General features: G+C 49.6%; 27 protein-coding genes and 1 pseudogene. 13 read left to right on the top strand and 15 right to left on the bottom strand.

The window, feature by feature from the left end; genetic code table 11:
- Positions 1 to 73: 73 nt before the first annotated feature.
- The 3 genes from NB640_RS02285 to adhP all read right to left on the bottom strand — a co-directional run bounded on the left by NB640_RS02285 (position 74) and on the right by adhP (position 2,407).
- Positions 74 to 721, bottom strand: coding sequence for a helix-turn-helix domain-containing protein (locus NB640_RS02285; RefSeq protein WP_269309523.1), 648 nt, complete (start codon positions 719 to 721; stop codon positions 74 to 76).
- A 207-nt stretch (positions 722 to 928) separates the two neighbouring features.
- Positions 929 to 1,189 (bottom strand): hypothetical protein, encoded by a 261-nt coding sequence (locus NB640_RS02280; RefSeq protein ID WP_269309522.1) that lies wholly within the window; start codon positions 1,187 to 1,189, stop codon positions 929 to 931.
- 189 nt (positions 1,190 to 1,378) lie between these two features.
- The gene (gene adhP / locus NB640_RS02275; protein ID WP_269309521.1) at positions 1,379 to 2,407 is read right to left on the bottom strand and encodes an alcohol dehydrogenase AdhP; all 1,029 of its coding nucleotides are present in this window, start codon (positions 2,405 to 2,407) and stop codon (positions 1,379 to 1,381) included.
- A gap of 269 nt (positions 2,408 to 2,676) precedes the next feature.
- Between adhP and NB640_RS02270 the strand changes: the two genes are divergently transcribed.
- On the top strand, positions 2,677 to 2,952 hold the full coding sequence (locus NB640_RS02270; protein ID WP_269309520.1) for a thioredoxin domain-containing protein: 276 nt from the start codon (positions 2,677 to 2,679) through the stop codon (positions 2,950 to 2,952).
- A gap of 246 nt (positions 2,953 to 3,198) precedes the next feature.
- Here the strand turns inward: NB640_RS02270 and NB640_RS02265 are convergent, their stop codons facing one another.
- The 3 genes from NB640_RS02265 to NB640_RS02255 form a co-directional block, all read right to left on the bottom strand.
- Positions 3,199 to 3,930: an META and DUF4377 domain-containing protein gene (locus NB640_RS02265; protein ID WP_269309519.1), complete on the bottom strand. Its 732-nt coding sequence runs from the start codon at positions 3,928 to 3,930 to the stop codon at positions 3,199 to 3,201.
- A gap of 360 nt (positions 3,931 to 4,290) precedes the next feature.
- A complete protein-coding gene (locus NB640_RS02260) occupies positions 4,291 to 5,331 on the bottom strand; it encodes a sensor domain-containing diguanylate cyclase (protein WP_269309518.1) in 1,041 nt (346 codons plus the stop codon).
- Between the two features lie 12 nt (positions 5,332 to 5,343).
- Entirely contained in the window at positions 5,344 to 5,880 is a 537-nt protein-coding gene (locus NB640_RS02255) for a 4-vinyl reductase (RefSeq protein WP_269309516.1), read from the bottom strand.
- A gap of 410 nt (positions 5,881 to 6,290) precedes the next feature.
- Between NB640_RS02255 and NB640_RS02250 the strand changes: the two genes are divergently transcribed.
- Positions 6,291 to 7,760, top strand: coding sequence for an IS1182 family transposase (locus NB640_RS02250; protein WP_269309515.1), 1,470 nt, complete (start codon positions 6,291 to 6,293; stop codon positions 7,758 to 7,760).
- A 92-nt stretch (positions 7,761 to 7,852) separates the two neighbouring features.
- Here NB640_RS02250 and NB640_RS02245 read toward each other — a convergent pair whose 3' ends face one another.
- A complete protein-coding gene (locus tag NB640_RS02245; RefSeq protein WP_269309514.1) occupies positions 7,853 to 8,494 on the bottom strand; it encodes a SagB/ThcOx family dehydrogenase in 642 nt (213 codons plus the stop codon).
- An 11-nt stretch (positions 8,495 to 8,505) separates the two neighbouring features.
- Entirely contained in the window at positions 8,506 to 9,069 is a 564-nt protein-coding gene (locus tag NB640_RS02240; RefSeq protein ID WP_269309513.1) for a nitroreductase family protein, read from the bottom strand.
- A 254-nt stretch (positions 9,070 to 9,323) separates the two neighbouring features.
- Between NB640_RS02240 and NB640_RS02235 the strand changes: the two genes are divergently transcribed.
- The 7 genes and pseudogenes from NB640_RS02235 to NB640_RS02205 all read left to right on the top strand — a co-directional run bounded on the left by NB640_RS02235 (position 9,324) and on the right by NB640_RS02205 (position 13,190).
- Positions 9,324 to 9,881 (top strand): hypothetical protein, encoded by a 558-nt coding sequence (locus tag NB640_RS02235; RefSeq protein WP_269309512.1) that lies wholly within the window; start codon positions 9,324 to 9,326, stop codon positions 9,879 to 9,881.
- A pseudogene (locus tag NB640_RS02230) lies at positions 9,874 to 10,530 on the top strand (DUF1287 domain-containing protein). The gene NB640_RS02235 and the pseudogene NB640_RS02230 overlap by 8 nt, the downstream one beginning before the upstream one ends.
- Before the next feature lie 10 nt (positions 10,531 to 10,540).
- Positions 10,541 to 10,795 (top strand): transcriptional regulator, encoded by a 255-nt coding sequence (locus NB640_RS02225; protein WP_269309511.1) that lies wholly within the window; start codon positions 10,541 to 10,543, stop codon positions 10,793 to 10,795.
- A 61-nt stretch (positions 10,796 to 10,856) separates the two neighbouring features.
- Positions 10,857 to 12,026: an iron-containing alcohol dehydrogenase gene (locus tag NB640_RS02220; protein WP_269309510.1), complete on the top strand. Its 1,170-nt coding sequence runs from the start codon at positions 10,857 to 10,859 to the stop codon at positions 12,024 to 12,026.
- Between the two features lie 58 nt (positions 12,027 to 12,084).
- Positions 12,085 to 12,459 carry a C-GCAxxG-C-C family protein gene (locus tag NB640_RS02215; protein ID WP_269309509.1) on the top strand — a complete coding sequence of 125 codons (375 nt, stop codon included), beginning with the start codon at positions 12,085 to 12,087 and terminating at the stop codon, positions 12,457 to 12,459.
- Between the two features lie 18 nt (positions 12,460 to 12,477).
- Positions 12,478 to 12,795, top strand: a complete 318-nt coding sequence (locus tag NB640_RS02210) for a hypothetical protein (RefSeq protein ID WP_269309508.1) — start codon at positions 12,478 to 12,480, stop codon at positions 12,793 to 12,795.
- Positions 12,796 to 12,803: 8 nt separating this feature from the next.
- The gene (locus NB640_RS02205) at positions 12,804 to 13,190 is read left to right on the top strand and encodes a DUF4280 domain-containing protein (RefSeq protein ID WP_269309507.1); all 387 of its coding nucleotides are present in this window, start codon (positions 12,804 to 12,806) and stop codon (positions 13,188 to 13,190) included.
- A 448-nt stretch (positions 13,191 to 13,638) separates the two neighbouring features.
- On the opposite strand, the gene NB640_RS02200 is transcribed toward NB640_RS02205, so the two are convergent.
- A complete protein-coding gene (locus NB640_RS02200) occupies positions 13,639 to 13,938 on the bottom strand; it encodes a hypothetical protein (protein WP_269309506.1) in 300 nt (99 codons plus the stop codon).
- 323 nt (positions 13,939 to 14,261) lie between these two features.
- Here NB640_RS02200 and NB640_RS02195 point away from each other — a divergent pair, with 323 nt between their 5' ends.
- Together NB640_RS02195 and NB640_RS02190 are read left to right on the top strand one after the other, a co-directional pair.
- A complete protein-coding gene (locus NB640_RS02195; protein ID WP_269309505.1) occupies positions 14,262 to 15,407 on the top strand; it encodes a site-specific integrase in 1,146 nt (381 codons plus the stop codon).
- A 734-nt stretch (positions 15,408 to 16,141) separates the two neighbouring features.
- A complete protein-coding gene (locus tag NB640_RS02190) occupies positions 16,142 to 17,611 on the top strand; it encodes an IS1182 family transposase (RefSeq protein ID WP_269308866.1) in 1,470 nt (489 codons plus the stop codon).
- Positions 17,612 to 17,703: 92 nt separating this feature from the next.
- Here the strand turns inward: NB640_RS02190 and NB640_RS02185 are convergent, their stop codons facing one another.
- The 3 genes from NB640_RS02185 to NB640_RS02175 form a co-directional block, all read right to left on the bottom strand.
- Positions 17,704 to 18,093, bottom strand: coding sequence for a flagellar protein FlaG (locus NB640_RS02185; protein ID WP_269309504.1), 390 nt, complete (start codon positions 18,091 to 18,093; stop codon positions 17,704 to 17,706).
- 80 nt (positions 18,094 to 18,173) lie between these two features.
- On the bottom strand, positions 18,174 to 18,368 hold the full coding sequence (locus NB640_RS02180) for a hypothetical protein (RefSeq protein ID WP_269309503.1): 195 nt from the start codon (positions 18,366 to 18,368) through the stop codon (positions 18,174 to 18,176).
- Positions 18,369 to 18,426: 58 nt separating this feature from the next.
- Positions 18,427 to 20,028 carry a flagellin N-terminal helical domain-containing protein gene (locus NB640_RS02175; RefSeq protein WP_269309502.1) on the bottom strand — a complete coding sequence of 534 codons (1,602 nt, stop codon included), beginning with the start codon at positions 20,026 to 20,028 and terminating at the stop codon, positions 18,427 to 18,429.
- A 325-nt stretch (positions 20,029 to 20,353) separates the two neighbouring features.
- Between NB640_RS02175 and glnK the strand changes: the two genes are divergently transcribed.
- Positions 20,354 to 20,692 (top strand): P-II family nitrogen regulator, encoded by a 339-nt coding sequence (gene glnK, locus NB640_RS02170; protein WP_269309501.1) that lies wholly within the window; start codon positions 20,354 to 20,356, stop codon positions 20,690 to 20,692.
- A 76-nt stretch (positions 20,693 to 20,768) separates the two neighbouring features.
- Positions 20,769 to 22,112 carry an ammonium transporter gene (locus NB640_RS02165; RefSeq protein ID WP_408637951.1) on the top strand — a complete coding sequence of 448 codons (1,344 nt, stop codon included), beginning with the start codon at positions 20,769 to 20,771 and terminating at the stop codon, positions 22,110 to 22,112.
- Between the two features lie 136 nt (positions 22,113 to 22,248).
- On the opposite strand, the gene htpG is transcribed toward NB640_RS02165, so the two are convergent.
- The 3 genes from htpG to NB640_RS02150 all read right to left on the bottom strand — a co-directional run bounded on the left by htpG (position 22,249) and on the right by NB640_RS02150 (position 25,641).
- Positions 22,249 to 24,153 carry a molecular chaperone HtpG gene (htpG, locus tag NB640_RS02160; protein WP_269309500.1) on the bottom strand — a complete coding sequence of 635 codons (1,905 nt, stop codon included), beginning with the start codon at positions 24,151 to 24,153 and terminating at the stop codon, positions 22,249 to 22,251.
- Between the two features lie 254 nt (positions 24,154 to 24,407).
- Positions 24,408 to 24,605, bottom strand: a complete 198-nt coding sequence (locus NB640_RS02155) for a zinc-finger domain-containing protein (RefSeq protein ID WP_269309499.1) — start codon at positions 24,603 to 24,605, stop codon at positions 24,408 to 24,410.
- Between the two features lie 115 nt (positions 24,606 to 24,720).
- Positions 24,721 to 25,641, bottom strand: coding sequence for a branched-chain amino acid transaminase (locus NB640_RS02150; RefSeq protein WP_269309498.1), 921 nt, complete (start codon positions 25,639 to 25,641; stop codon positions 24,721 to 24,723).
- Between the last annotated feature and the right edge of the window lie 36 nt (positions 25,642 to 25,677).

Below are 25,677 nucleotides of genomic sequence, written 5' to 3'. Positions count from 1 at the left end.
GCGCAATGCGCATGAATGGTATGATGCACGGCAGGGACGTCAGCAAGGCATCTTTAAAGCAGGTGTAAGCGGATCAGGTTTTCCGGTAGCGGCGATGTTCCAGCATGGTACCTATGATCGTGATAGAGGTGATATCAGAACGCAGGGAAGGGTAATCTTCATTCAAGGGCATCAGTTGAAAAACCATATCCCCTGACGCACTGCTTCCACGAGGCCGGTATTTTCTGAACAGGGTTTCGTGGTTGACTTTTGCGAGAATAAAATCGCCCGGTTTGGGTTCCTGGCTGGGGTCAATAATGACATGATCATTCTCATGAAAATCAGGCAGCATGGAACTATCGCCAATTTCCAGTGCAAAAGCATTTTCCGGCATATCTGCTGCTGCGGGTATCCAGCGTGACGGATCGGATGACGCATAGGCGCTTAATTCCTGGCGTATGGTGTGCAGCTTGTTTATGTTTTGCAGCGTTTCCGTCTGGGCATAGGTAACAAGCGGGATTTGCTGTCCTGAGGCGGCACCTGTTGCAGTGTTGCTGAAAAAATCGACAATACTGCAATCCAGCGCGTTGGCAATAGCGATTAATGTTTCTTCTCTGGGCCACTGTTTCCCGGTTTCGATACGGGACAGATTACCTTCGGATATGCCAGCCCTGAGCTCAACATCGGATATGTTGAGTTTTCTGGATTTCCTGATTTCCCTGATTTTTCTTCCTATACCCATACAGCCATTCTGGTAATAAAATGCGTATCGCGCAAAGCGTGAAAAGCATTTTCCCGCTCTAAATATGCGTAATACGCACATTTAGAGCGGGAAGAAAGAAAAAAAGTGCCATCTGCAATGCAGAAAAGCGGAAAAACGTATTAGGGCGTAAAGAAAAGAGGAAGAGGGAAAAGAAAAACAGCCGGTGTATTGACCGGCTGTTTGGAGTTACATCCAGCCCATGGCTTCAGAAAGTTTGTACAAACCGTACATGACGCCGGTACCAACGACCATGACAATCAGGCAGAATTTCATGAAAAACATACGGGAACCTTCCGGTATGGTAGCCGAACAACCACAGGAAAAATCCCGGTTGGGATCATAAACATCACCGCCCTCAATCAGAGGGGATTGTATCGGGTTGTCACTCACGATAGGATTGGCGTTCACAATCGGATTGGCATTAACGATAGGGTTGGTCGCAGACATAGCCATCTCCTTTCGAAATACAAATAAGGTTATCTCGCTTATGCAGGCTTTGCCCACACCACATTGTGCTGTTATTTTATGAACAGCAGCTTATGCTTTGATTATATCAGGAATTTATCCCGATGATTTTATTCCATTTTTCTTGAGGCTAACGGTTTTTCAGTTCAGGTGCCAACCTGAAGAAAAGGCTTATTTACTGAAGTCCAGTACGATACGTCCCTCGATTTCATTATTTTTCATGCGAGTGAAAACTTCATTAATATTTTCCAGTTTTTCCGTTGAAACCGTCGCATGTACTTTCCCTTCTTCCGCAAACTGGAGAGATTCACGCAAATCCAGGCGGGTACCGACAATGGAACCGCGTACAGTGACGCCACCCAGCACCATGTCAAAGATCGGCAAAGGGAATTCTCCTGGTGGAAGGCCGGTTAAGGAAACGGTGCCTTTTCGCCGAACCATGCCCAGGGCCTGCTCAAAAGCCTTGGGAGAAACCGCAGTGACAAGGGCGCCATGCGCCCCGCCGATTTCTTTTTGAAGAAAGGCTGCCGGATCTGTTGTGGCGGCATTGACGGTGACGCTGGCTCCCAGGCGCTTTGCCAGGTCCAGTTTTGAATCATCAATATCAACAGCGGCAACATTTAATCCCATTGCCCGGGCATATTGCACGGCCATGTGGCCAAGTCCGCCGATGCCGGAAATAACCACCCAGTTGCCAGGGCGGGTATCGGTCATTTTCAGTCCTTTGTATACGGTTACGCCGGCACACAGAACCGGTGCGATTTCCACAAAGCCGAGATTTTTGGGTAACAGGCCGACATAATTGGCGTCAGCAACGACATATTCGGCAAAGCTGCCATTGACCGAATAACCGGTATTTTTCTGTTGCAGGCACAGGGTTTCCCACGAATCCAGGCAATAGTCACAATGCCCGCATGCGGAATAAAGCCAGGGAATACCGACCCGGTCACCTTCCTTGATGTGTTTGACATATGGGCCAACGCCGACAACATAGCCCACGCCTTCATGCCCCGGAATGAAGGGAGGGGCAGGTTTGACCGGCCAGTCACCATCGACGGCATGCAGATCCGTGTGACAGACGCCGCAGGCTTCTACCTTGACCAGTATCTGGCCTTCCCCTGGTACGGGGACAGGCACTTCTTCTATGCGTAGAGGCTTACCGAATTCATGTACGACAGCGGCTTTCATGGTCTTGTTCATAAGTCACCTGTTAAAAGCATTCAGAAAAAAGAGCGTTTTTCTATTGTACCCTCATGATTATCAGGATTTATGAAAGAGGGATGTTGATTTGATCGCTGTGGCATTTCATTGATGACAAGAGGGACAGCCAGCTTCTGTATGGGGTATGGCGCCTGAAATTGCGAAAAATATTGATATGCCATAAGCAGTAGCCCAACGCTTTGCTTCATGCTGTTTCCGTATGAAAAACGACACTATCGGTTCCCGCTTTTTCAGGAAAGGGAGGAAATATGTCTCAGGAGATGGGTATGCTTTATTATGGTCAGGGATGTCCGCATTGCCAGATTGTGGAGGATTATCTGTCAGGCAATGGGCTGGGAGACAATGTCAGTCTTCAGAAAAAAGAAGTCTTTCATAATCGGGAGAATCTCGAAGAGCTGAAAAGAAAAGCCAATTCGGCTGGCATTCCAGATGAATTTGTCGGTGTTCCTTTACTGTGTGAGGGAGATAACTGCCTCGTTGGTGAAGAGGAGATTATCAATTTTTTTGAGCAGCACAAACATTGATTTGAAGCGGGAGCCATAGTAGGGTCAGGCCTCATTAAATTGCCTGCTGCAAAGCCATTGTGCCCCAAATGGCGGTGTTGCACCAAGAAATAGGAGCTTGATGGTGGTCTACTACGCCTCTTTCCCCATTTCCCGCTCTTTCTGGGCCCTTGAGTCAAAACGGCTTTTCGCAAACGGAAAATTAATGAGTCCTGATCCTAAAACCCCCGCTTGTTGCGGGGGTTTTTATTCGTGCCGAAATACTGTCTATCGGGGAAGTTTTACCTGTTTTCTTGGCTTGATGACCTGTGATTCGACCACCATGTCAAGAACATAAGCGGAATCAGCGGAATCAGCCGGCGGGTTGGTTATCTTGTATCGTTTGACCCGCAGGAGATTGCGAATGCCCGGCTGGAAGCTGTAACCTTCAATATCCTGATAAAAGGTCTGCCATTGCCCCGGTGTCCCCGTTTTCAGGCCATAACTGTCGTAATAAACCTGGCGAATCTGCAGACACTGTTTGTTCGGGATCTGCGGATGGGAACATGGCGTGGTTTGTGGCGCAACTTCAAGGAAGATGATTTCGCCTTCTGAACCATAACGTGTAGCAGGGGTTTGTACACCGGTCAATTTCAGGATGTCACCATCGGATGTGGTGATGGTCAGGATGGGTTGTTCAGCTGGTGTAATGCTGTAAGTATTGGCACCACGCAAGCGTTTGCTGACTTCATAATCCAGTGCGGTAATCCTGCTGTCAACACACATTTTTTGAGTGGAATGCATGGCGCCGAAAGTCATCTGGTTTTCATAAAGGGAATAGGTTCCTCCCATATTGTTGCAGGTGTTGCTGATGTTGAATCGGCCATTGTTAAAGTCTACCTGTACAGGCTTGCTGGCCTGCACAAAAAGCGGAGTTATCAGCATTCCCTGGGCATTTCTTGCATCCTGCAACATCCACGAATGGCTGGTCAGGGTGGCATTGTCCGATATGGCTGGCATTGTTGTTCGACCTTCGTCAGAGCTTGCGCAACCGATCAGAAAAGCAGGAAATATCAATGCGATCAGATAGCGTTTCATCATCTTCTCCTGTTGAAGGATCAGGGCTCATTAAATTGCCTGCTGCAAAGCCGTTGCGCCTGGCCTTTTGAGCCAAAACAACTTTTCGCGGACGGAGAATTAATGAGTCCTGATCCTGGCGTTGTTCGGTTAAAAAAAGTAAAACGGGCTTAGCATCATATTACTACGCGACGGGGCAGCAGGTACTACACGGGTTATTTTACGCACAGGTTGATGAAACCGTTTGATTTATCCCGGAAAACAGTAACTTTGGCGTCCTGGACAAAAAGCGGATTTTTCCGCTCAGGCGTTCAGTATTTCCTGTGTCAGTGTTGGCTCGATAACAGGGGCAGGCTCGACAGCATTACGTCCGGCCTGTTTGGCTTTATAAAGCGCATTATCAGCATTGGCAATGTGAAACTGTAAAAACTTGTTGGCATTTTCAGCGTCATACCATTCCGGCTTGATAACGGCGACCCCGATACTGGCGGAAATCGGGATCTGGGTACCGTTGGAGAGTTTGACCGGCGTGTTTTCGATGGCAAGGCGTATACGGTCGGCAACGGCCATGCCCTGATCGAGATCGGCCTTGCCAAAGAAAAAGATAAATTCCTCGCCGCCGTAACGCCCCAGCATGTCAGTCTGCCGCAGATGCCCCTGGGCAACTGCCACAATATGCTGCAATGCGATATCACCTTCTGTGTGACCATAGGTGTCATTGAACGTCTTGAAGTGGTCTACATCCAGAAGGGCAACACAGCAGGTGGTATCGTTCTCATGCGCATTATTCAGTTCAGACAGGATCATGGCATGGAAGGAGCGCCGGTTCAGTGTATTGGTCAGCGCATCGTGTTCAGCAAGATATTTGAAGCGTGCTTCGCTCTTCTTCAAGGCATTGGCTGCTGCAGTGCGCAAAGTGATTTCTTTTTGGAGAGAATCGGTCAGTACAGTAAGTGCTTCTTCATTTTGCCTGAGTTCTTTCATGGTACGGTCGAGCTGGGCAACCATGCTGTTAAAGGCAACAGAAAAATCTCCAAGGAAATGGACTTCCTGCTTGAAATCACCCCGCTCAACCTGCTGTGCCTGCCATGTCAGGTGCCGAAGATTGGATTGCAGCGCCTTCAGGCCGCCGGCAACAAAGCCGCGCATTTTAATGGAGTGTGAGAGATTGCCCTTGGCGAAATCCGAGATGATGAGCCTTAATTCCATCAGCCTGTTGTGGAGCGCAACGAACTCCCCATTCCCGGCCAGTTCTTCAGGTACTGACGGAGATGAGGAGCCACCAAGCAGCCCATCGATATGTTTTACAATAAGCGATGTAATTTTTTCTTCAGATTTATCCATGCATGGGGCGGTCTATTCTACCGGCATCCCCTGGAAACGGCACGTTCGGGCACCCGTGCACCAGCAGTCTACTTCCTTGACGGTATAGACTTTACCAGTAAATTTTTCCAGAATACCAGCGATGAAACCCTCATCATAAATGCAGATAACATCTTCAATGTCCGGCAGGCCGGAGCAGTCAAGATCCTCATCAACTGTAACGTAACACTGCATAGATTCGTTGTCAAAAGATTCGACACGAAAAATGCCAATACCCAAATCACGGAACAACTCGCCAATTCGTCTGACCAGGGGGCCGGTATCGCTTGATCCGGTAAATTCGGTCAGAAACTGGTCATAAAATGATTTTCCGGCAAGCACGCCTGATTTGTAGAAAAGATCATCAGCCGCCTGCGTACCGTATTCCTGTTCAATAACGTCACGCATAGTAAATTGAAGAAGCCGATAAACCTCGATTTTCAGCGAGTCACCCAGGCTTGGCCTGGCCAGTGCCATATCAGAACCCAGCGTATCCCAGGAAAATTTGTACTTTCTTTTATCCTCACTCATTTTACGTCTTCCTTCGAACAAAACAGTTATTGATTTGTACAACAGGGCTTTAGCATTTGCATTTGTTGTGAATCAGTTGAATTTTAAATGTTTTTTTGTTGTAAAAAAAGCATTATTTTCTTTGTCTATGAAAATAATTTTGTTAATGTAAAAAAATAACATACCGCGGATCATATTATTTTGCTTATGAGGATATTTTTTTGCTTTTTCAATCAGATCTTTCCTCATGCTTTTTTATCTTCCGTTTATGGTATTGGCTGTGTCAGAGAGGGGATTTCCAGACATAAAAAAGCGCCTGAATAATCAGGCGCTCAGACTGCTGACAAAGTATTGCAAAGTCCCTGGCGTTAAGCCGGGGATTTTGCTTTAATGGAATTGCTTATAGATATCCGCATAAAAGGCAGGCTCTGATGCTAAAGACACCGACACCGCAGCAACACGAATTGGAGATGGTCACCCTTGAAGAACTGGTTCCCAAAGACCATCTATTAAGACTGATAGACCGCCACATCCATTTTGACTTTATCAGAGAGCACACCGCCCATCTTTACAGTGCGGACAATGGCAGGCCCGCCCTTGATCCCGTAGTTTTATTCAAGATGCTCTTCATTGGGTACCTATTCGGGATAAGATCAGAGCGCCAGATAGAGCGTGAGATTCAGGTTAACGTAGCCTACCGCTGGTTTTTAGGCTTACGCCTGACAGACCGTGTTCCAGACGCCAGCACCCTTTCCCAGAACCGCCGTCGTCGCTTTGCTGGCACAGACATAGAACAAGTCATTTTTGACGAGATTGTTGAGCAGTGCATCCGTCATGGATTAATAGGCGGTCGCGTTTTTTACAGTGACAGCACACACCTCAAAGCCTCGGCCAACAAGAACCGTCACGAACGTCACCTTGTTGAGCAAAAGCCCGTTGCCTACCTTGCAGAACTCAACAGCGCCATAGAAGCCGACCGTTATTCCCATGGCAAAAATCCCCTTTCAGACAGAGACGACGAACCGCCCTCACAAAAAGAAATCAAAGTCAGCCCGGCAGACCCTGATGCCGGCTACCTTGTTCGTGATGGCAAGCCCAAAGGTTTTTACTACCTGGACCACCGCACCGTTGACGGCAAGTACGCCCTGATCACAGACACCCATGTGACGCCGGGAAATGTCCATGACAGTGTTCCTTACCTGAAGCGTCTTGACAGGATGCAGTCACGTTTTGGATTTGAGATACAGGCCGTAGGCTTGGATGCAGGTTATGACACACCACACATAGCCAAGGGACTCATAGAGCGAGGCATATACGGCGTTATCGGTTACCGTCGTCCGAATCACAAGGCGGGCTACTTTTACAAGCGGCAGTACAGCTATGACCCTCAAGGAGACTGTTATCTCTGTCCCAATGGAAAGCTTTTACCTTACCGTACGACCAACCGTTCAGGGTACCGGGAATATGCCTCTCAACAAGGGCAATGTACGGACTGCGCCTTTCTTATGCAGTGTACCCAGAGCCGCAACCAGATAAAACTGATCACCCGGCATATTTGGCAGGGCTTCAAGGAACAGGTTCATGACAATCGCCTGACGGCAAAGGGCAAGGCGATTTACCGTCGGCGACAGGAAACGGTAGAGCGCAGTTTTGCGGATGCGAAAGAGTTGCACGGTCACCGTTATGCGCGTTACCGTGGTTTATCGAAAGTGAAGGGGCAGGCGCTTTTAGCGGCAGCGTGTCAGAACATGAAGAAGATGGCACGCCTGCTTGAGGCAGCAAGCCTTGCTTTTTTGCGCTATTTCCCGGGAAGATTCGGCCTTGTCATTGGGATATTTCGGCCAAGGGGGCTTAATGGAAAATGTGATAGCTATTTTAATTTTGTTTTGATCTCCCGATAATGCGCCAATGAAAAAACCCCACTTCGAAAAAAATGGGGTTTGTCAGCAGTCTGAGCGCCTGAATAATCAGGCGCTTTTTATGTGTTTGCGTATCAGTTTTTGCCAAGCGGCATAATGTTGATCGGCATATCGTTTTCGTTGAGCTTCAGTTCCTTGCGGATGGCGTCATTATTCATGGAGACAATATAACGTGTGCCAATATCCATGGACGCTGCAGCCAGATAGATGTTCTGGGTGATGGCGCCGCTTGCGATGTGTGCCCAGTCTCTGGCACGTTCTCCCGTCACATTACCCATTGCTTCGCTGTCCGAGACAATCACGAGAATAACGGGGGCAGATGCGACGGCGGGCTGCTTGCCCACCATGCTCTTGATATTCTTTTTCGAGATTTCTTTCAGGGAATGGGTTTTCCAGTCATAGAGGGAGACGCCTTTGTCGCAGATGACATAGATTTTGTTGTAGGGGGTCATGCCCATGCCATAGGGAATAGTCCATCCTTTTGCTTCCCGGTTCAAGCCGGTGCCGGCCCAAAGGAGATTGGAGAGTTCCTGAAGAGAGAGAGGCTTTTGGGGAAAATTATTCAGGTTTGCCGAGCGGCGGACTTTCAGCACATCATAAATGCCTTTTCCGCCTGTCATTTGCGGCTCCGGCAGTTGGGTATCAGCAAAAACACTGGCACAAAAACAGAGCAGGGCGGAAAAAAGAAGGGTTTTGAACCCGGTGCGCGATGTCATGTTCTTCTCCTTTATTTGATATAGCGGATCACATCCCTGTTGCGGTGTGGCGTATTGGGGGGTGGTTCATCCGTATACCCCAGCGCGACAGCAAAGATGGTGGAGTAGCCTTCGGGCAGGCCCAGCGCTTTATTGAGCTCTACTGCAAGTACCCGGTCTTCAAAAGCCTGTTTGAAACTTCTGACATAGCAGGAGCCAAGACCCAGTGAATAGGCTGCGACACACATATTCTGCGCCGCATTGGCACAGTCGATAACTGCGCTGGCTTCGTCATCCTTACCGGAAAGGAAGATGACGGTTGGTGCATGGTAAAAAGGGGAAAAGCCGGGATCCTGCGCCTTGATCTTGTATTGCTCGATATTGGTGGTACGCATGGTTTCCAGCGTGCCACGGGTGATTTTGTCGAGAATCGCCTTGTTGGTCACCACGGAAAAAAACCAGGGCTGTTTGTTTCTTGAGGTGGCTGCATACAATCCGGCTTCCAGTATCCAGTTTACCTCCCGTTCAGGAACCGGTTCCGGCTTGAATGCCCGTATGCTTCTTCGTTCAAGGATAGAGGTAATCGTCTGATTCATAAACGCTCCCTGCAGGAAAGAGTGATAAATAAGGAACCGGGGGAACTGGCCCAATTTCAAGGATACACGTTATTGTACGAAATGTCGCTATGAAAAATATTGTTTTTTTTCAGGTAATGTCTGTAAAAAAAGAGGTGTTTTTTAACAGGAAAACAAGCCTTTTAAAAGGCGTTTAAAGGGCATGTTTTCTGCAGATTGTGAAAGTATCCTGACTCTCTATAATGAACGTATTGTTAACTTCTCCGGACAGAAAAATGAAGGTAGAAAAACTGATTCAGTATGCCCTGTATTTTTTCCTGATTGGAATTGGTATCATCATCGGCATAGCCATCCGCCATTATTACAATATTCCCATGAGCGATACCATCAATATTATTGATGTTGCGGCTCTCATCACAACGATTTTTCTTGCGGTTTACATCCCTGAGGTGCTTGACCGGAAGCTGAAGATACAGCGTGATAAAAAGAAGTTGATCGACAGCCGGATAGATGAACTCCAATACCTGTACAGAAAGATCAACCACAATGTTCAGCAGGGGGAGGGCCAGGTAAGCATCTCACGTGAACTCAGAAATATGATTGATATCTGCGAGAGTCGGCTTACCACCCTTATCATGCTTATTGAGCATGCGGAAATGAAAGTTTCACTGGGAAAAGAAATCGCGGAAGTGGTGCAACTGTGTGAGGCGCATCGACAGCTTTTTTCAAAGGCGGAAAAAAGGGAACCCTCTTTTTTGGGGGAAGAGGAGCGTCTGTATAATGAAATCGACAGGGCGACATCCCTGATTATCCTGAAACTGAGTGATGCCTGATCTTGTGCCGAGACAACTGATGAAAAGCCGGATTTTTTTCTTTTTCTTTTTTTACCTGTGGGTTGCCTGTGCGCATGCAGACAGCAATTTTGGCGCAAAGCTGGCGAAATCAGCCGAGAAGCAGATCGGGGTGACCGTATCCTATGATCCCGCATACCGGCGCATCGCCTATCCGGGAGGGGATGTATCCAAAGATACCGGTGTCTGTACCGACGTGGTTATTCGCGCCTACCGTGACCAGGGGATAGCCCTGCAAAAAGAAATTCACGAAGACATGAAGGCTAATTTCGGGGTTTACCCCACAATATAGGGAATGAAACGAACCGATACCAATATCGATCACCGGCGGGTACAGAATATCCAGACCTTCATGAAGCGCCATGGCAAGACGCTGCAAAATGATAGCGACTTCAAACCCGGCGATATCGTTACCTGGAATCTCAAGGAGCAGGGGATGCTGCCGCATATCGGTATTGTGGCTATCGGAAAAAGCCGGGATGGCGCACCGCTTGTTATCCACAATATCAACAGCAGCGCCCAAAAAGAAAATATCCTCCATATCTATACGATTACAGGGCATTATCGTTACAATAAAAACAATAAATCACGTCGATTTCCCGTGTTGCGGCATTCCAAATTCACGTTATGAAGGGGCAGGCATGAATCCCGTTTCAGGCCATAAGGACAACCAGGAGCTAAAGGCGCCTGACGCACAGACGTTGCGCAACCTGATGAAAGAAGTCAGGATCACGCGCCAGGAAGTGGCAGAGCTTTTGCATGTCAATACCAATACGGTCAATGCCTGGGCGGCAGCGGAAAATACATCACTTCACCGCCCCATGCCGCTGATGGCCTGGGAATTACTGCTACTGAAACTGAATCGCCATCCCTCAAAGCGGGTATTTGAACTTTAATTGATAACAGGCAGCCATAGGCTGCCTGTTTTGTTTTTGAACAGACAGGAGGTATGACAGCATGTTTTTCAACTATTTCATTCCCACACGGATCATGTTTGGAAAAGGGCAATTGAACCATCTGCATGAGTGCGTACCTCCGGGAGACAAGGCGCTGGTTGTTATCTCAACCGGAAAATCCACAAGAGAAAATGGCTACCTGGACAGGCTCATTGGAGAACTGAAGCTGGCAGGCGTGGATTATGTGGTTTATGACAAAATCCAGCCCAATCCGACCAAGGCCAGTATCATGGATGGTGCGGTTGTTGCACGCGAATCAGATTGTGATTTTGTGATTGGCCTGGGGGGTGGCAGTGTCATGGATGCGTCCAAGTCTATTGCCATCATGGCGACCAACGACGGGGATTACTGGGATTATGTTTTTGGCGGAAGCGGCAAAGGCAAGCCTGTCCAGAATGCGCCGCTGCCTGTCGTCGCGATCAGCACGACAGCCGGTACCGGTTCGGAGACGGACCCCTGGACGGTTATCACCAAAGAAGAGACCAATGAAAAAATCGGTTTTGGCTATGACAGGACCTTCCCTGTACTGGCTTTGGTTGACCCGGACCTGATGCTGAGTGTTCCCCCCATGCTCACAGCTTACCAGGGCTTTGATGCGCTTTTTCATGCGACGGAGGCGTATATCAGCAAATCGGCCAACCCGATGAGTGATCTTTATGCCTTAAAGGCCATTGAGTTGGTCAGCGGTTATCTGCCTCGTGCTGTGAAAGACGGCAAAGATGAAGAGGCGCGTGCCAATGTGGCATTGGCCAATACCCTTTCCGGCATGGTACTCAGCAGCTGCTTTATTACATCAGAACACTCACTTGAGCATGCGCTTTCGGCTTTTCATCCTGATTTGCCGCATGGCGCAGGTCTCATCATGTTGAGCCGTGCCTACTATACGCATTTTGTGAAAGCCGGCGCATGTGATGAGAGGATGATTGCCATGGCAAGAGCCATGGGCAAAAAGGATGCAGACAAGCCAATGGATTTTGTCGATGCGCTGGTTGAATTGCAGCAGGCCTGTGGTGTGGCATCGCTCAGGATGTCTGACTACGGGATCAGGCGTGATGAGCTGCGCAAGTATGCCATCAATGCACGGGAGACGATGGGCGATCTTTTTGCCATGGACCCGGCGCCGCTCTCGGAAGACGATTGCGTGGCAATCCTGGAAAGCGCTTACCAGTAGTGCGAGTACCGATAAGGCAATCTCCCTTTCCCTGAACCCTCCAACAAGGAGAAAAGACATGAGTGCGCGAGTTGACAAGGCGGTTACCCGTTTTCGGGAGCCACTGGACGAAGGTAAAAGAATCAGCTGTGCCCAGACAGTTGCCATTGCCTATGCCGATCTTGCCGGATTGAGTGAAAAACAGGCGATGGACCTCACTGCCGGTTTTGGCGGCGGTATGGGAAAAAGACAGACCTGCGGTGTGGTTACCGCCATGCTCATGATTTCCGGCTTGAGTGAAAATGGCGATAAGTGCCGCAAAATCATGGATGCTTTTGAAGAAAAAACAGGCAGTACGATGTGCGGCGAACTGCTGGGAAAATATACCGAGGAATATTGTTCCAGTCTGGTGAGATGTGCGTCTGAGTTGATGGATACCAAGGTGTTTGGCTGATGACGGCGAGGGGGGGCAATGGCAGAAAACAAGGATAACGAGCTGATCATAGACGGGGATTACACCGTTCATATCAAGGGCAACCTGACTATTCGTGTCGACGGTAATATTACGGTTAAAACAGGAGGCGCTCTGACATTTCACGCCGGCAAGGCATTGCATATTGAGTCGGCCACCGGTATGGATCTCAAGTCCGGTACCGCCATGCATGTGAATGCCGGTACCAGTCTGGATCAGGAAGCGCGGACGACTTTCAGTATCAAGGGGGCGGCCAAGGGTGTTGTTTCCAGTACCGGCATGCTGGAAATAAAAGGTGCCATGGTCAAGATGAATTGAGGGACGATATGAGCCTGCTTGTGACACAAGGGAGTCTGTGCCAATGTTCTTTTGGCATGGCGCCTTGCACGCTGACAGTGCTTCCCACGGCCAGAACAATGGCTGGCGGTCAGCCGACAGCTACCATCATGGATCATAAGCCCTTTGTCAATATGACGTCTTTTGGCATGTGCAACTCTCCTGCCAATCCTGCTGTGGCGGCTGCTACTGCGGCGGCGCTTGGCGTTTTGACCCCCATGCCCTGTATTCCGAATACAGCAGCGCCATGGGTGCCGGGCCACCCCGCCGTACTGATTGGCAACCAACCCGCACTAACCCATAACAGCAGGCTCATGTGCATGTGGGGAGGGGTTATTTCAATTATGGCACCGGGACAGTTTACCGTTCAGGTCTGAGTATGCTCTTAAGGCGAGTCTAAAAAGAGTTCCACATCCACATAAAACCAGTCAATGGCATCCCATTTTTCACGCTGGCTGACGAGGCTCTCGCCGCTTCCCATACTGACTTCATAACGGGTCAGGATCGTGTCGCACGATTCCGGCGAGCCTTCGGGCCACTGGTTGTGCGGGATATGGCCATAACGCTTTCCCGCTTTGAGGAGTGATTCTCAAATGCAAAAGACGCGTGAAAGCGGCTGCATGCCAGTTTCCTTCACCAGGTATTCTTCCACCTCATGGGCGTTTTTTCCTTCCACACACTCAAGATATTCCAGGCGTGGTGGTTTTTTTCAGCTATTGCCAGAAAATCACCACAGGCGGGCTGGGCGTTGGCATGCCTGAAGCAAAACAGTAGCAAAAGCAGAAAGAAGAAAAAAAGACGGGGTTTCATGAGGCAGGTTTCCGTTTATCCATACTGGCTTATCAAGGATTGAATCATATACTGCTGTCCATTTGAACGGGAGTGGCAATAGACAAGCTGGCCGATATCCAGATCAAAAAAAAGACGGGGATTTTCTGTCACAGGCCCATCGTTACTTCCGGATTTTTCAGGATGCATTATCCATTTTTCATCTCCCCTGAGTTCATTGCCCAGGCGCGACATGACCTCGAAAATCACAATGCTGTTGTTCTCCTCTATTCCGACACGCCAGCTATTCCTGATTTGTTCGAGAATATCATCCGTCAATAATTTCAGTTCATTCATTCTTTATGAAGAAGCCTCATTCCGATCAACAGTATAAAAGCATCTGCCCGGAAAAACAGGCTGAAAATATACGATCTGTATAAAGTATTTTACAAGTCTTTATTTATTTTGGCTGACTTGAGGCAGGCTCTGCAATACAATCAGAAAGTTTATAAAAAAATCCCGGCAGTAAAAAAATGCCAGGCAATCGTGGCGTCATATAAAAAAGTGTTGTGAACAAGACAAGTGTTTTTCATCAACACAACAAAACAAAGATATACCACACTATATACGTAAGCCCTTTTGGGAATTAACAGCACAGTATCCTGACCCCTGATTGGAACATGAAGAGACAACTATTGCGAAATGCATTTGAAAAATACGGCGCCACAATATCGATCCTGAAAAAAGGCTACAAACAGGAGCGATACCGCATTGAGCAGATATCACGCTCTTTTCTTGGAGAAAAGTTTGTTCATAAAATAACAAGCGTGGATATTGCCACCTACCGTGACCAGCGCTTAAACCATATCAATTTCAAAACCGGAAATTTGATTTCGGCTTCCAGTGTACGTCTTGAAATGTCGCTTCTGTCCAATTTTTTTGACATCGCACGAATAGAGTGGGGTTTGTGTGAGCATAATCCTGTCCAGAATGTCAGGAAACCCAAACTGCCACCGGGCCGTGAGCGTCGCCTGACACCACGTGAAGACCGGATGATATTGCGCTATGCGCACCAGCATACCAACTCAACACTGTATTCCATCATCGTGCTGGCGCTGGAAACTGCTATGCGGCAGGGAGAGATAATCAGCCTCCATTGGGAAAATATTGACCTGAAAAAAAGAGTGGCGCATCTGCCGGAAACGAAAAACGGCAGTAAAAGGGATGTGCCGCTTTCTCTTCGGGCGCGCGATGCACTTGTGCGATTGGGGCAAAAAAATGTAGGCAGGGTATTTCATTACACAGCGGAAGGCATCAAATCCACCTGGCGTTTCATGCTGGGAAAACTGGGCATAGCTGACCTGCACTTTCATGATTTGCGGCATGAAGCCATCTCACGGCTTTTTGAACTGGGTACGCTTGATGTGATGGAAATTGCTGCCATCAGCGGGCACAAAAATCTTTCCATGCTCAAAAGATATACCCACCTTTCTGCCCAGAAGCTCGCGAAAAAACTGGAAACCGGCAAAAACAGAAATGCGCAGCATGTGATTGACATGCTGGTTCCTTATCCGGCAATTGTGAAAAAGGAAAGCGGGCTTTACCATGTGCGTCTTCTGGATTTTGAGGATATGGAAATAAAAGGAACATCCTCCCAATCAGCCATCAGGGCGGCACAGGACACCCTGCTGCGAAAAATCGTGCTCTCAGTACGGATGAATGACCAGTTTCCTCTTCCGGACCAATATATGGAAAGCATTGATGATTCCAAAGTCGTCATGATTGATCCGCTGGCCCTGGATGAGATGGCTGTAAAACCCGCTTGATACCTTTTTTTCGATAAAGTGCCATAAAAATTGCCATCAAGGCAATAAATCGAGGTTGCCTCCCAGCCCATCATCTTTCTTTTTGATGTTCCCGCGCAAAAAAAAGCAAATATTTTTGTTGCTTTTATGCAAATAATTACCTCCCTTTTTGTGAATCAATAACCGATTGATTTTTAAGAATTTTTCGCGCATATTAAAAATATAAGGGGTGTTTCTGCCTTTTATTTTGTTATGGGGTATTGAAAAAATGTGGTAAGTCAACCCTAAATTTTTCCCGGGTGTTTCCGTTAAGCATGTAACAGAGGTTGATTTGACAGACATAACGTTGGTAAGTGGATTGTCAATCCAGTCTGCAAGCATTGCCACCTTTTTAACGGTTTATCATTATTTATCAGTCGCGTATGCTTAAACGTGAAAAGGTTTGCCACTCGTAAAATATAAAGTTTCCGCTTCTACGGAAATTTGTCTTTCTTTCTTTTTCAGTCCCAGCGCGTTTGCTGAAAGCACTGAAGCCTGTCTCGCGATCAATTAATCTGCAGTTTCTTCAGAAGAGGCTATCCCTGAACAGGATGGACAGGATTTGCATCAGACAAAAGCCGGATCCCATCATGAAAAAAGCCCCGATAAAATCGGGGCCAGACTGCTGACAAAGTATTGCAAAGTCCCTGGCGTTAAGCCGGGGATTTTGCTTTAATGGAATTGCTTATAGATATCCGCATAAAAGGCAGGCTCTGATGCTAAAGACACCGACACCGCAGCAACACGAATTGGAGATGGTCACCCTTGAAGAACTGGTTCCCAAAGACCATCTATTAAGACTGATAGACCGCCACATCCATTTTGACTTTATCAGAGAGCACACCGCCCATCTTTACAGTGCGGACAATGGCAGGCCCGCCCTTGATCCCGTAGTTTTATTCAAGATGCTCTTCATTGGGTACCTATTCGGGATAAGATCAGAGCGCCAGATAGAGCGTGAGATTCAGGTTAACGTAGCCTACCGCTGGTTTTTAGGCTTACGCCTGACAGACCGTGTTCCAGACGCCAGCACCCTTTCCCAGAACCGCCGTCGTCGCTTTGCTGGCACAGACATAGAACAAGTCATTTTTGACGAGATTGTTGAGCAGTGCATCCGTCATGGATTAATAGGCGGTCGCGTTTTTTACAGTGACAGCACACACCTCAAAGCCTCGGCCAACAAGAACCGTCACGAACGTCACCTTGTTGAGCAAAAGCCCGTTGCCTACCTTGCAGAACTCAACAGCGCCATAGAAGCCGACCGTTATTCCCATGGCAAAAATCCCCTTTCAGACAGAGACGACGAACCGCCCTCACAAAAAGAAATCAAAGTCAGCCCGGCAGACCCTGATGCCGGCTACCTTGTTCGTGATGGCAAGCCCAAAGGTTTTTACTACCTGGACCACCGCACCGTTGACGGCAAGTACGCCCTGATCACAGACACCCATGTGACGCCGGGAAATGTCCATGACAGTGTTCCTTACCTGAAGCGTCTTGACAGGATGCAGTCACGTTTTGGATTTGAGATACAGGCCGTAGGCTTGGATGCAGGTTATGACACACCACACATAGCCAAGGGACTCATAGAGCGAGGCATATACGGCGTTATCGGTTACCGTCGTCCGAATCACAAGGCGGGCTACTTTTACAAGCGGCAGTACAGCTATGACCCTCAAGGAGACTGTTATCTCTGTCCCAATGGAAAGCTTTTACCTTACCGTACGACCAACCGTTCAGGGTACCGGGAATATGCCTCTCAACAAGGGCAATGTACGGACTGCGCCTTTCTTATGCAGTGTACCCAGAGCCGCAACCAGATAAAACTGATCACCCGGCATATTTGGCAGGGCTTCAAGGAACAGGTTCATGACAATCGCCTGACGGCAAAGGGCAAGGCGATTTACCGTCGGCGACAGGAAACGGTAGAGCGCAGTTTTGCGGATGCGAAAGAGTTGCACGGTCACCGTTATGCGCGTTACCGTGGTTTATCGAAAGTGAAGGGGCAGGCGCTTTTAGCGGCAGCGTGTCAGAACATGAAGAAGATGGCACGCCTGCTTGAGGCAGCAAGCCTTGCTTTTTTGCGCCATTTCCCGGGAAGATTCGGCCTTGTCATTGGGATATTTCGGCCAAGGGGGCTTAATGGAAAATGTGATAGCTATTTTAATTTTGTTTTGATCTCCCGATAATGCGCCAATGAAAAAACCCCACTTCGAAAAAAATGGGGTTTGTCAGCAGTCTGGCCCCGATAAAATCGGGGCTTTTTTCATACGATATGCCGTCATGCTTTTTCACTGAGCAGGACACCGGTAAGATTGCTAAGTGACTGCGCGATCCTGAGTGCCTCTTCAGAGGGGATTTGTTTCAATACCTCCCCGCTTTGCTTATCCACCATTTTGACGATTACCTTGCCGGAATCTTCATCAACCTGGAACTGCAAACCGGATGAAATACTCTGCAGTGATGCGGAAATGCTGTTGACAATCTCTTTTGCCTCTTCCACTGTCACTGATGCTTCTGCCAGTTGGCGTTGTGATTCATCAACACCGGAAACCGCACGAACGGTTTGCACTGGTACAGCATCAAACGAAGCATCCTGCACTGGCTGGCTTATATGGGCCTCTGGCGGTGCCGCCCTTGTCTGGGTGTTGCCAATTGTCCTGATATCCATATCCGTTTCTCCTGTAGCTGATGGCATACCCCAACAGGTTTTTCGCCTGTCGGGGTATGCCGGTTACTGCTGTATGGCGTTTACTTTTCCTCGTCAAGGAGCCTTTCTATGATTTCCTTTTCCTTGCCCGTTTCCGAGAGAAGCGGGGTGCCGGTTTCCTGCAGGAGCAGCCCCCTTTTGCCTTTCCAGCCGGTCTTGCCGGTGGTCTTGTTGTTGGTTGTTGCCGTCATCTTTTCCTCCATTGGGGGTGTTTCCTGTTGGGTGTCGGGTGCCATGATGTGTGCCTCCTTGTCCGATGGGGAAAGCCGGCGTTTACCGGCTTTCCCACAACGCTTAGCCGATCAGTGACAGGACGGTCTGTGGCATCTGGTTGGCCTGCGCCAGCATGGCGGTACCGGCCTGCTGCAGGATCGACGCACGAGAGAGTTCCGCGGTCTCGGCTGCATAGTCGGCATCCAGGATGCGACTCCGGGCGTTGCTGGTATTTTCGCTGTTGACTTCCAGATTCTTGATCGTGGCTTCAAAGCGGGCCTGGAGCGCACCGTAGCGGGCCATTTCATTGTTGACAATATTGATGGCCGCATCGGCAATCGCAATGGCCAACTGGGCCTTATTGAAATCGGTTACATCCAGGCTTGATACGGAATTCAATCGGGAATTTCCAACATCAATTTCCGTTGTCCCGCCTGCTATGGTGTATTTATCAGAAAAGCCGACATCATCCAGGCCAGTGACAGAAAAGCTTTTGTCAGAGTCGAAGGTCAGCACACCAGCCGCGACAATGGCTCCTTCCCAAGGCTTATCCGTATCACTTGAAAGATTGGTGAGTTCATCTAAATCTGCACCCTCCTCTATTGTTCCGTTCCCCTTGAAGGTATTAAGCTTGGGAGCTGTGGCCGGCGCTGTGATGTCTTTGGTGAGACCCACCATGATGTTTTCACCGGAGGCATGGGTCAGCTTGATGCCCTGGTCTGATACGACATTCGTCGCAGGATCAAGAACCTCATGGTATTCCGCTGTAATACCGGTCTTGGAACTTTGTGCGTTGATCGCATTGACAGCTGCGGCATACGAATCCGCCTGTTTTTCATTCGATCCGATGGTGAACGAGACATTGACAGAAGTTTTCTTGTTGTCACCAAACAAGGTGATCGAGTACGATTCATCTGCTGTGAAAGTATTCATAAACGCTTCCGTTTTGGCGCTGGCAGTCACGCCAGTCTTCGAGGAAAGCGCATTGACCGAGGCAGCAATGGTTTTTGCAGTATCCCCCAATACGGTCTTGTATATGGCCGAGCCGATACTGCCGTTAATGGTGATATCTTTATCTTCAGCAATCGTTGACACCTTGGGATAACTGCCCGGGGGAGTACCTCCCGCGTCAACTGCTGCCGCTGCTACGTTATCGGTGGTGACCCGGTTGTTGCCGTAGACATTCGTCAAAAAGTTCATGCCGCCGGCAGAAATGATATCTCCCGCATTGAAGCCAACCTGGTAATTCTGGGTGCCCATCGTGCCATTCAGCAGGCTCTGCCCGTTGAAGGTCGTCGTGGTGGCAATCCGGTTGAGCTCGGATACCAGTTGGTTAACCTCATCCTGGATTGCCTGCCGATCCAGCGAAGCGTTCGTGGCGTTGGATGACTGCACGGCCAGAGTCCGGATACGCTGGAGCATGTCAGCTGACGTGGACAGCGCGCCCTCTGCCGTCTGGCCAAGGGAGATACCGTCACGGGCATTGCGGATCGCCTGGTTCATGCCGTTGACCTGGGTGGTCATGCGAGAAGAAATACCGAGGCCTGCCGCGTCGTCTTTCGCGCTGTTGATGCGCTTGCCGGAAGACAGGCGCTCAAGGGCTGTGGACAGGGACGACTGTGTATTGTTCAGGTGACGCTGGGAATTCAGCGAACTGATATTGGTGTTGATGATTTGAGGCATGGTGCCCTCCTTTGTCTTTCAGGTTGTCGAAGTTATCTTTCGCAGAGGAAATCCAGCCTAAGCTTTTGGATTTACTGGTTTTTTCGACTTTTTGCGTTAATACCGGATTGACAATAATGTCGCAAGCTTCATCTGTAGCGGCTTTCACGGCGATTTGTTAGTGGATTCTGCAGGGAATGCGGATCACCCAATCATTCATTCACAAGGGGAAGCAGGCATTTGTCGTTTCCGCCTTTTTTCGGTCAGGTCTTCCGTCAATTTCAGGTTGGCATGATTCTTGCTTGTGTATGGGTAGGGGTGTTTGTTTTCCAAAAAGGAGGAAGTCATGAAATTTGTAAGTGCAATTATCAAACCCTTCAAGCTGGATGAAGTAAGGGAGGGGCTTTCATCAATCGGGATACAGGGAATGACGGTAACCGAAGTGAAAGGGTTTGGCCGACAGAAGGGGCATACAGAGTTGTATCGGGGTGCAGAGTATGTAGTGGATTTCCTGCCCAAGGTGAAGGTGGAGGTGGCGGTATCTGATGCCATGCTTGAGCAGGTACTGGAAGTTGTCCAGGAGACGGCGACAACCGGCAAGATCGGAGATGGCAAGATTTTTGTGTTTGACCTGAAGGAAGTGGTTCGCATCCGCACAGGTGAAACAGGTGATGAGGCGTTGTGAGGAAAGGATGGATGATATGAAATATGCTATTTCCTGTTTAAAAAGCGCAGGCACAAGGCTTTTGGGTTTGCCCTGCATGCTGGTGGCGTTTCAGTGCCTGGTTTTTTCGAGACTGGCCATGGCACAGGAAAGTGCTGTAGCAAATTCCGTTGCCGTTGTAACAGCAGGTGCGGCTGAAGTAGCTCAGGCCGCACCTGCTGTGCTTTCCGCCGGTGATACGGCCTGGATGCTGACATCGACGATGCTGGTTATCCTGATGATTATTCCGGGTCTTGCTCTCTTTTATGGCGGGCTGGCGCGCAGCAAGAATATGCTGTCAGTCCTGATGCAGGTGTTTGTGATTTTTTCGCTGACATCGGTGTTGTGGTGTCTGTATGGCTACACCCTGGCTTTTTCAGGGAAGGGCGCCATCATCGGTGATTTTGGCAAGGCTTTCCTCATGGGAATCACGCCTGATACGCTGTCTCAAACGCTTTCGACCATACCGGAATATGTATTTGTGGCTTTTCAATGCACCTTTGCGGGGATTACCTGTGCACTGATAGTGGGCGCTTTTGCCGAGAGGATGAAGTTTTGCGCCGTGCTGGTTTTCATTTTCCTGTGGTTTACCTTCAGTTATGTACCGATGGCACATATCGTATGGGGGGGCGGCTTTCTCAATGCCGATGGCGCGCTGGACTTTGCTGGCGGCACGGTGGTGCATATCAATGCAGGGATTGCCGGGCTTATCGGTGCTTATATGGTGGGCAGGCGCATTGGCTTTGGCCGCGAGTCATTTACGCCGCATTCTCTGACACTGACGATGGTGGGTGCTTCGCTTCTGTGGGTCGGCTGGTTCGGATTCAACGCGGGTTCGGCCGGGGCTGCTGACGGGATTGCCGGACTGGCCTTTATCAACACAATAGTCGCAACAGCAGCGGCGACATTGGCCTGGATTGCTGGCGAGGCCATCATGAAAAAGAAGGCCTCCATGCTGGGCGCAGCGTCCGGTGCAGTGGCCGGTCTGGTTGCTGTTACGCCTGCAGCCGGTTTTGCCGGGCCGATGGGATCGATTGTGCTTGGCGTGATCTCCGGTTTTGTCTGCCTGTGGGGGGTAAGTGGCTTAAAACGCCTGCTTAAGGTTGACGATGCGTTTGATGCTTTCGGTGTGCACGGTGTTGGCGGTATTGTCGGTGCGATCCTGACCGGGGTTGTGGTTTCGCCTGATCTGGGCGGAACCGGTATCGGGGGCGACTTTTCGATGATGCACCAGGTCTGGATACAGGTGAAAAGTGTGCTGGTCACCGTGGTCTGGTCAGGTGTGGTTTCGGTCATTGCCTACAAGCTGATTGATAAGGTGATGGGGCTGAGGGTTCCCGAAGATGCGGAGCGCGCGGGCCTGGATATTTCTTCTCATGGAGAGACCGCATACCGTTACTGATTTTTTCTCCTTTAGGGTGCTTCACCTTCACGGATCACTTTTGGGTGATCCGTTTTTTTACACGGTGATGAATGACATAAGAAAACGCGGTGCAGACTTTCCTGTCTGCACCGCGTTTTGCGTATGACTGCGGGTTTTATTTCGATAACAGCAGGTCGTTTATCCGTTTGACATAGGCGGCCGGATCAGCCGGGATACCGCCTTCCGCCAGCATGGCCTGATCAAAGAGAATATGTGCCCAGTCGTCAAAGCGAGCCTCTTCTTTTTTGAGGCTCTGCACCAGCGGGTGGTCAGGATTGATTTCCAGGATTGGCTTGGTGTCCGGCGCACCCTGTCCGGCGGCCTTGAGCATCCGCTGCAGGTTGTTGGAAAGATCCTGCTCATCAACGACAAGGCATGATGGTGAATCGGTCAGACGGTGGGTGACACGAACATCCTTGGCTTCGTTTTCCAGCACTTTTTTCATCTTCCCGACCACATCTTTGTAGTCGGTCTGTGTTTCCTCAAAGTGTTTCTTTTCTTCCTCATCCTCAAGTGTTCCCAGATCAAGCCCGCCCTTGGCAACGGAAACCAGTTCCCTGTCTTCGAATTTGTCGAGGAAAGAGAGCATCCATTCATCCACACGGTCTGTCATGAGAAGGACTTCAACGCCTTTTTTGCGGAAGATTTCCAGGTGCGGGCTGTTTTTGGCGGCGGCATAGTTTTCTGCCGTGACGTAATAGATTTTGTCCTGGCCTTCCTTCATGCGGGAAATGTAGTCGTCAAACGATACATTCTGGATATCGGTATCGTTGTGTGTGGAGGAAAAACGCATGAGTTTGGCAATACGGTCCTTGTTGGCGGCGTCTTCGCCGATGCCTTCTTTCAGCACCTGGCCAAACTGGTCCCAGAATTCGGCGTACTGGTCTTTTTTCTCCTGCTCATCCGCATTGGCCAGCTCTTCGAGCATGGAGAGCACCCGGCGGGTTGAGCCTTCGCGGATCATTTTGACATCACGGGATTCCTGCAGGATTTCGCGTGAGACATTCAGGGGCAGATCGTTGGAGTCGATAACGCCTTTCACGAAACGCAGGTAGACGGGCATGAGCTGCTCGGCATCGTCCATGATGAAAACGCGCTTGACGTAAAGCTTGATGCCGCCACGCTTGTTGCGGTCCCACAAGTCAAACGGTGCGTGTTTTGGAATGTAGAGAAGCTGTGTGTATTCGGTGCGTCCTTCTACCCGGTTGTGCGTCCAGGTCAGCGGGTCATTGAAGTCGTGGGAGACGTGTTTGTAAAATTCCTTGTACTGTTCATCCGTTACATCGGATTTGCTGCGGGACCATAGTGCGCTCGCCTGGTTGACCGTTGCCAGCTCGGTGCCTGGCTTCATGGATTTGGTTTCATCATCCCAGATATCCTGCTCCATCTGGATAGGGATGGGAATATGGTCGGAGTACTTGCGGATGATGCCTTTGAGCCGCCAGTTGGTCAGCAACTCATCCTCGCCTTCACGCAGGTGCAGGGTGATGTCGGTGCCCCGACGGGTCTTTTCGATGGTTTCCACGCTGAAGTCGCCTTCGCCGGTGGATTCCCAGCGGACGGCTTCTGTTGCGGGCGTACCTGCCTTGCGGGTCTCGACCGTGATTTTGTCGGCGACGATAAAGCCGGAGTAAAAGCCGACACCAAACTGGCCGATGAGCGCAGCGTCTTTCTGCTCATCACCAGTGAGACGGGTAATGAATTCCTTGGTGCCGGATTTGGCAATGGTGCCAAGGTGGGCAATGGCCTCTTCTTTGGTCATGCCGATGCCATTGTCGGAAATGGTGATGGTGCGCTTGTCCTTGTCGTAGGAAATGATGATTTTCAGGTCCGGATCGTTTTCATAGATTTCCGGCTGGTCCAGCGCCTCGTAGCGCAGCCGGTCTGCTGCGTCTGACGCATTCGAGATCATTTCACGCAGGAAGATTTCCTTGTTGGAGTACAGGGAATGAATCATCAATTGCAGAAGTTGTTTGACTTCTGCCTGAAAGCCCATAGTCTGTTTTTCAGAGAAGGTCATTTTTTTCCTCTTTTGCTATGGAAACGCTGATTAAATGGCTTTGTGAGCGAATTGCTGCGTTACACGGTGCTCGCAAGCTTGTCTATCCCGAGATATGCCGCGCTTGCTGCGCTCCGTGCGCCTTGCACTTCATCTCATAAAGCCATTTAATCAGCGTTCCCTATATTTTATTGAACGAATGGGTGACAGATAGGGGTCCTGTTCCGCTTTTTCAAGGGCGGCAAATCAAAAAAATGATGGAGAGGGCTGCAAACTCAGACGATAAGTGAACGGATGATGTAAAGAGTGCTGCAGTAAGGGCATCGGCAGGTCCCGTTGGCATTGGGCTCCAGATAGACGCGCGGATGCATGAAAACGACCGGCGTTTCGCTGTTTGGACAGGTAATGGGCAACTTCGGGTTATTCAGTTCGATGATGCGGTAGGGGAGCAGGTTTTTGTCGGCGTCTTCCATGGCGTTTTCCATTTTCCCGTTGTTTTTTCATTGTAGGGATAATCGGTCGAATCTGGCAAGCAGGGAAAAAAATACCCTCCCGAAAGAGGGAGGGCAGGTAAAGGTGGATGGCTGTTTATACGTAGGTCAGCCAGTCTGCGTATTTTGGCGTTTTGCCGGCAACCACGTCAAAGAAAAGGGATTGCAGTTTTTCCGTGATCGGGCCGCGTGTGCCGGCGCCAATGACACGGTTGTCGAGCTCACGGATCGGGGTGATCTCTGCGGCGGTACCGGTAAAGAAAGCCTCATCACAGGTATAGAATTCATCGCGGGTGATGCGTTTTTCAATGACTTTCAATCCCATGTCTTCTGCCATGACGATGACGGAATCACGGGTAATGCCGTCAAGACAGCTTGCCAGGTCCGGCGTGTAAAGTTTGCCGTTGCGGACGATAAAGACATTTTCACCGGAGCCTTCAGAAACGAAGCCGTCGGTATCCAGCACCAGTGCTTCATCATAGCCATTGGCAAGCGCTTCCTGATTGGACAGGATGGAGTTGATGTAGTACCCCGATGCCTTGGCGCGGACCAGGGAAACGTTGACATGGTGACGCGTAAAGGAAGAAGTCTTGACGCGAATGCCCTTGTTCAACCCGTCCTCGCCCAGGTAGGCGCCCCATGGCCATGCCGCGATCATGGCGTGGATGGTATTGTCTTTGGCGGCAATGCCAAGCCTTTCGGAGCCAACCCAGACCAGCGGGCGGATATAACCGGAATCCAGATTATTGACACGGATGACTTCCTTTTGCGCTTCCATCAGGGTGTCGTAGTCGTAGGGCACCTTCATCTGGAAAATTTTGGCGGAGTTCAAAAGACGCCTGGTATGTTCGGGAAGACGGAAAATTGCCGGTCCCTTATCGGTTTTATAGGCCCGGACTCCCTCAAACACCGCCATGCCATAGTGCAGTGAGTGCGTTAACACGTGGATGTTGGCGTCACGCCATTCAATTAGTTTTCCATCCATCCAGATTTTACCGTCACGACTGTGCATTGGCATGAAATTCTCCTGATTTTCAAACGTAAAAGTAAGATT

Origin of the sequence: Oxalobacter vibrioformis, from assembly GCF_027118995.1 — a bacterium.
Classification (GTDB): domain Bacteria; phylum Pseudomonadota; class Gammaproteobacteria; order Burkholderiales; family Burkholderiaceae_D; genus Oxalobacter; species Oxalobacter vibrioformis.
The sequence above is the reverse complement of the archived record's forward strand: the minus strand, read 5'-3'. Positions and strand labels throughout refer to the sequence as shown.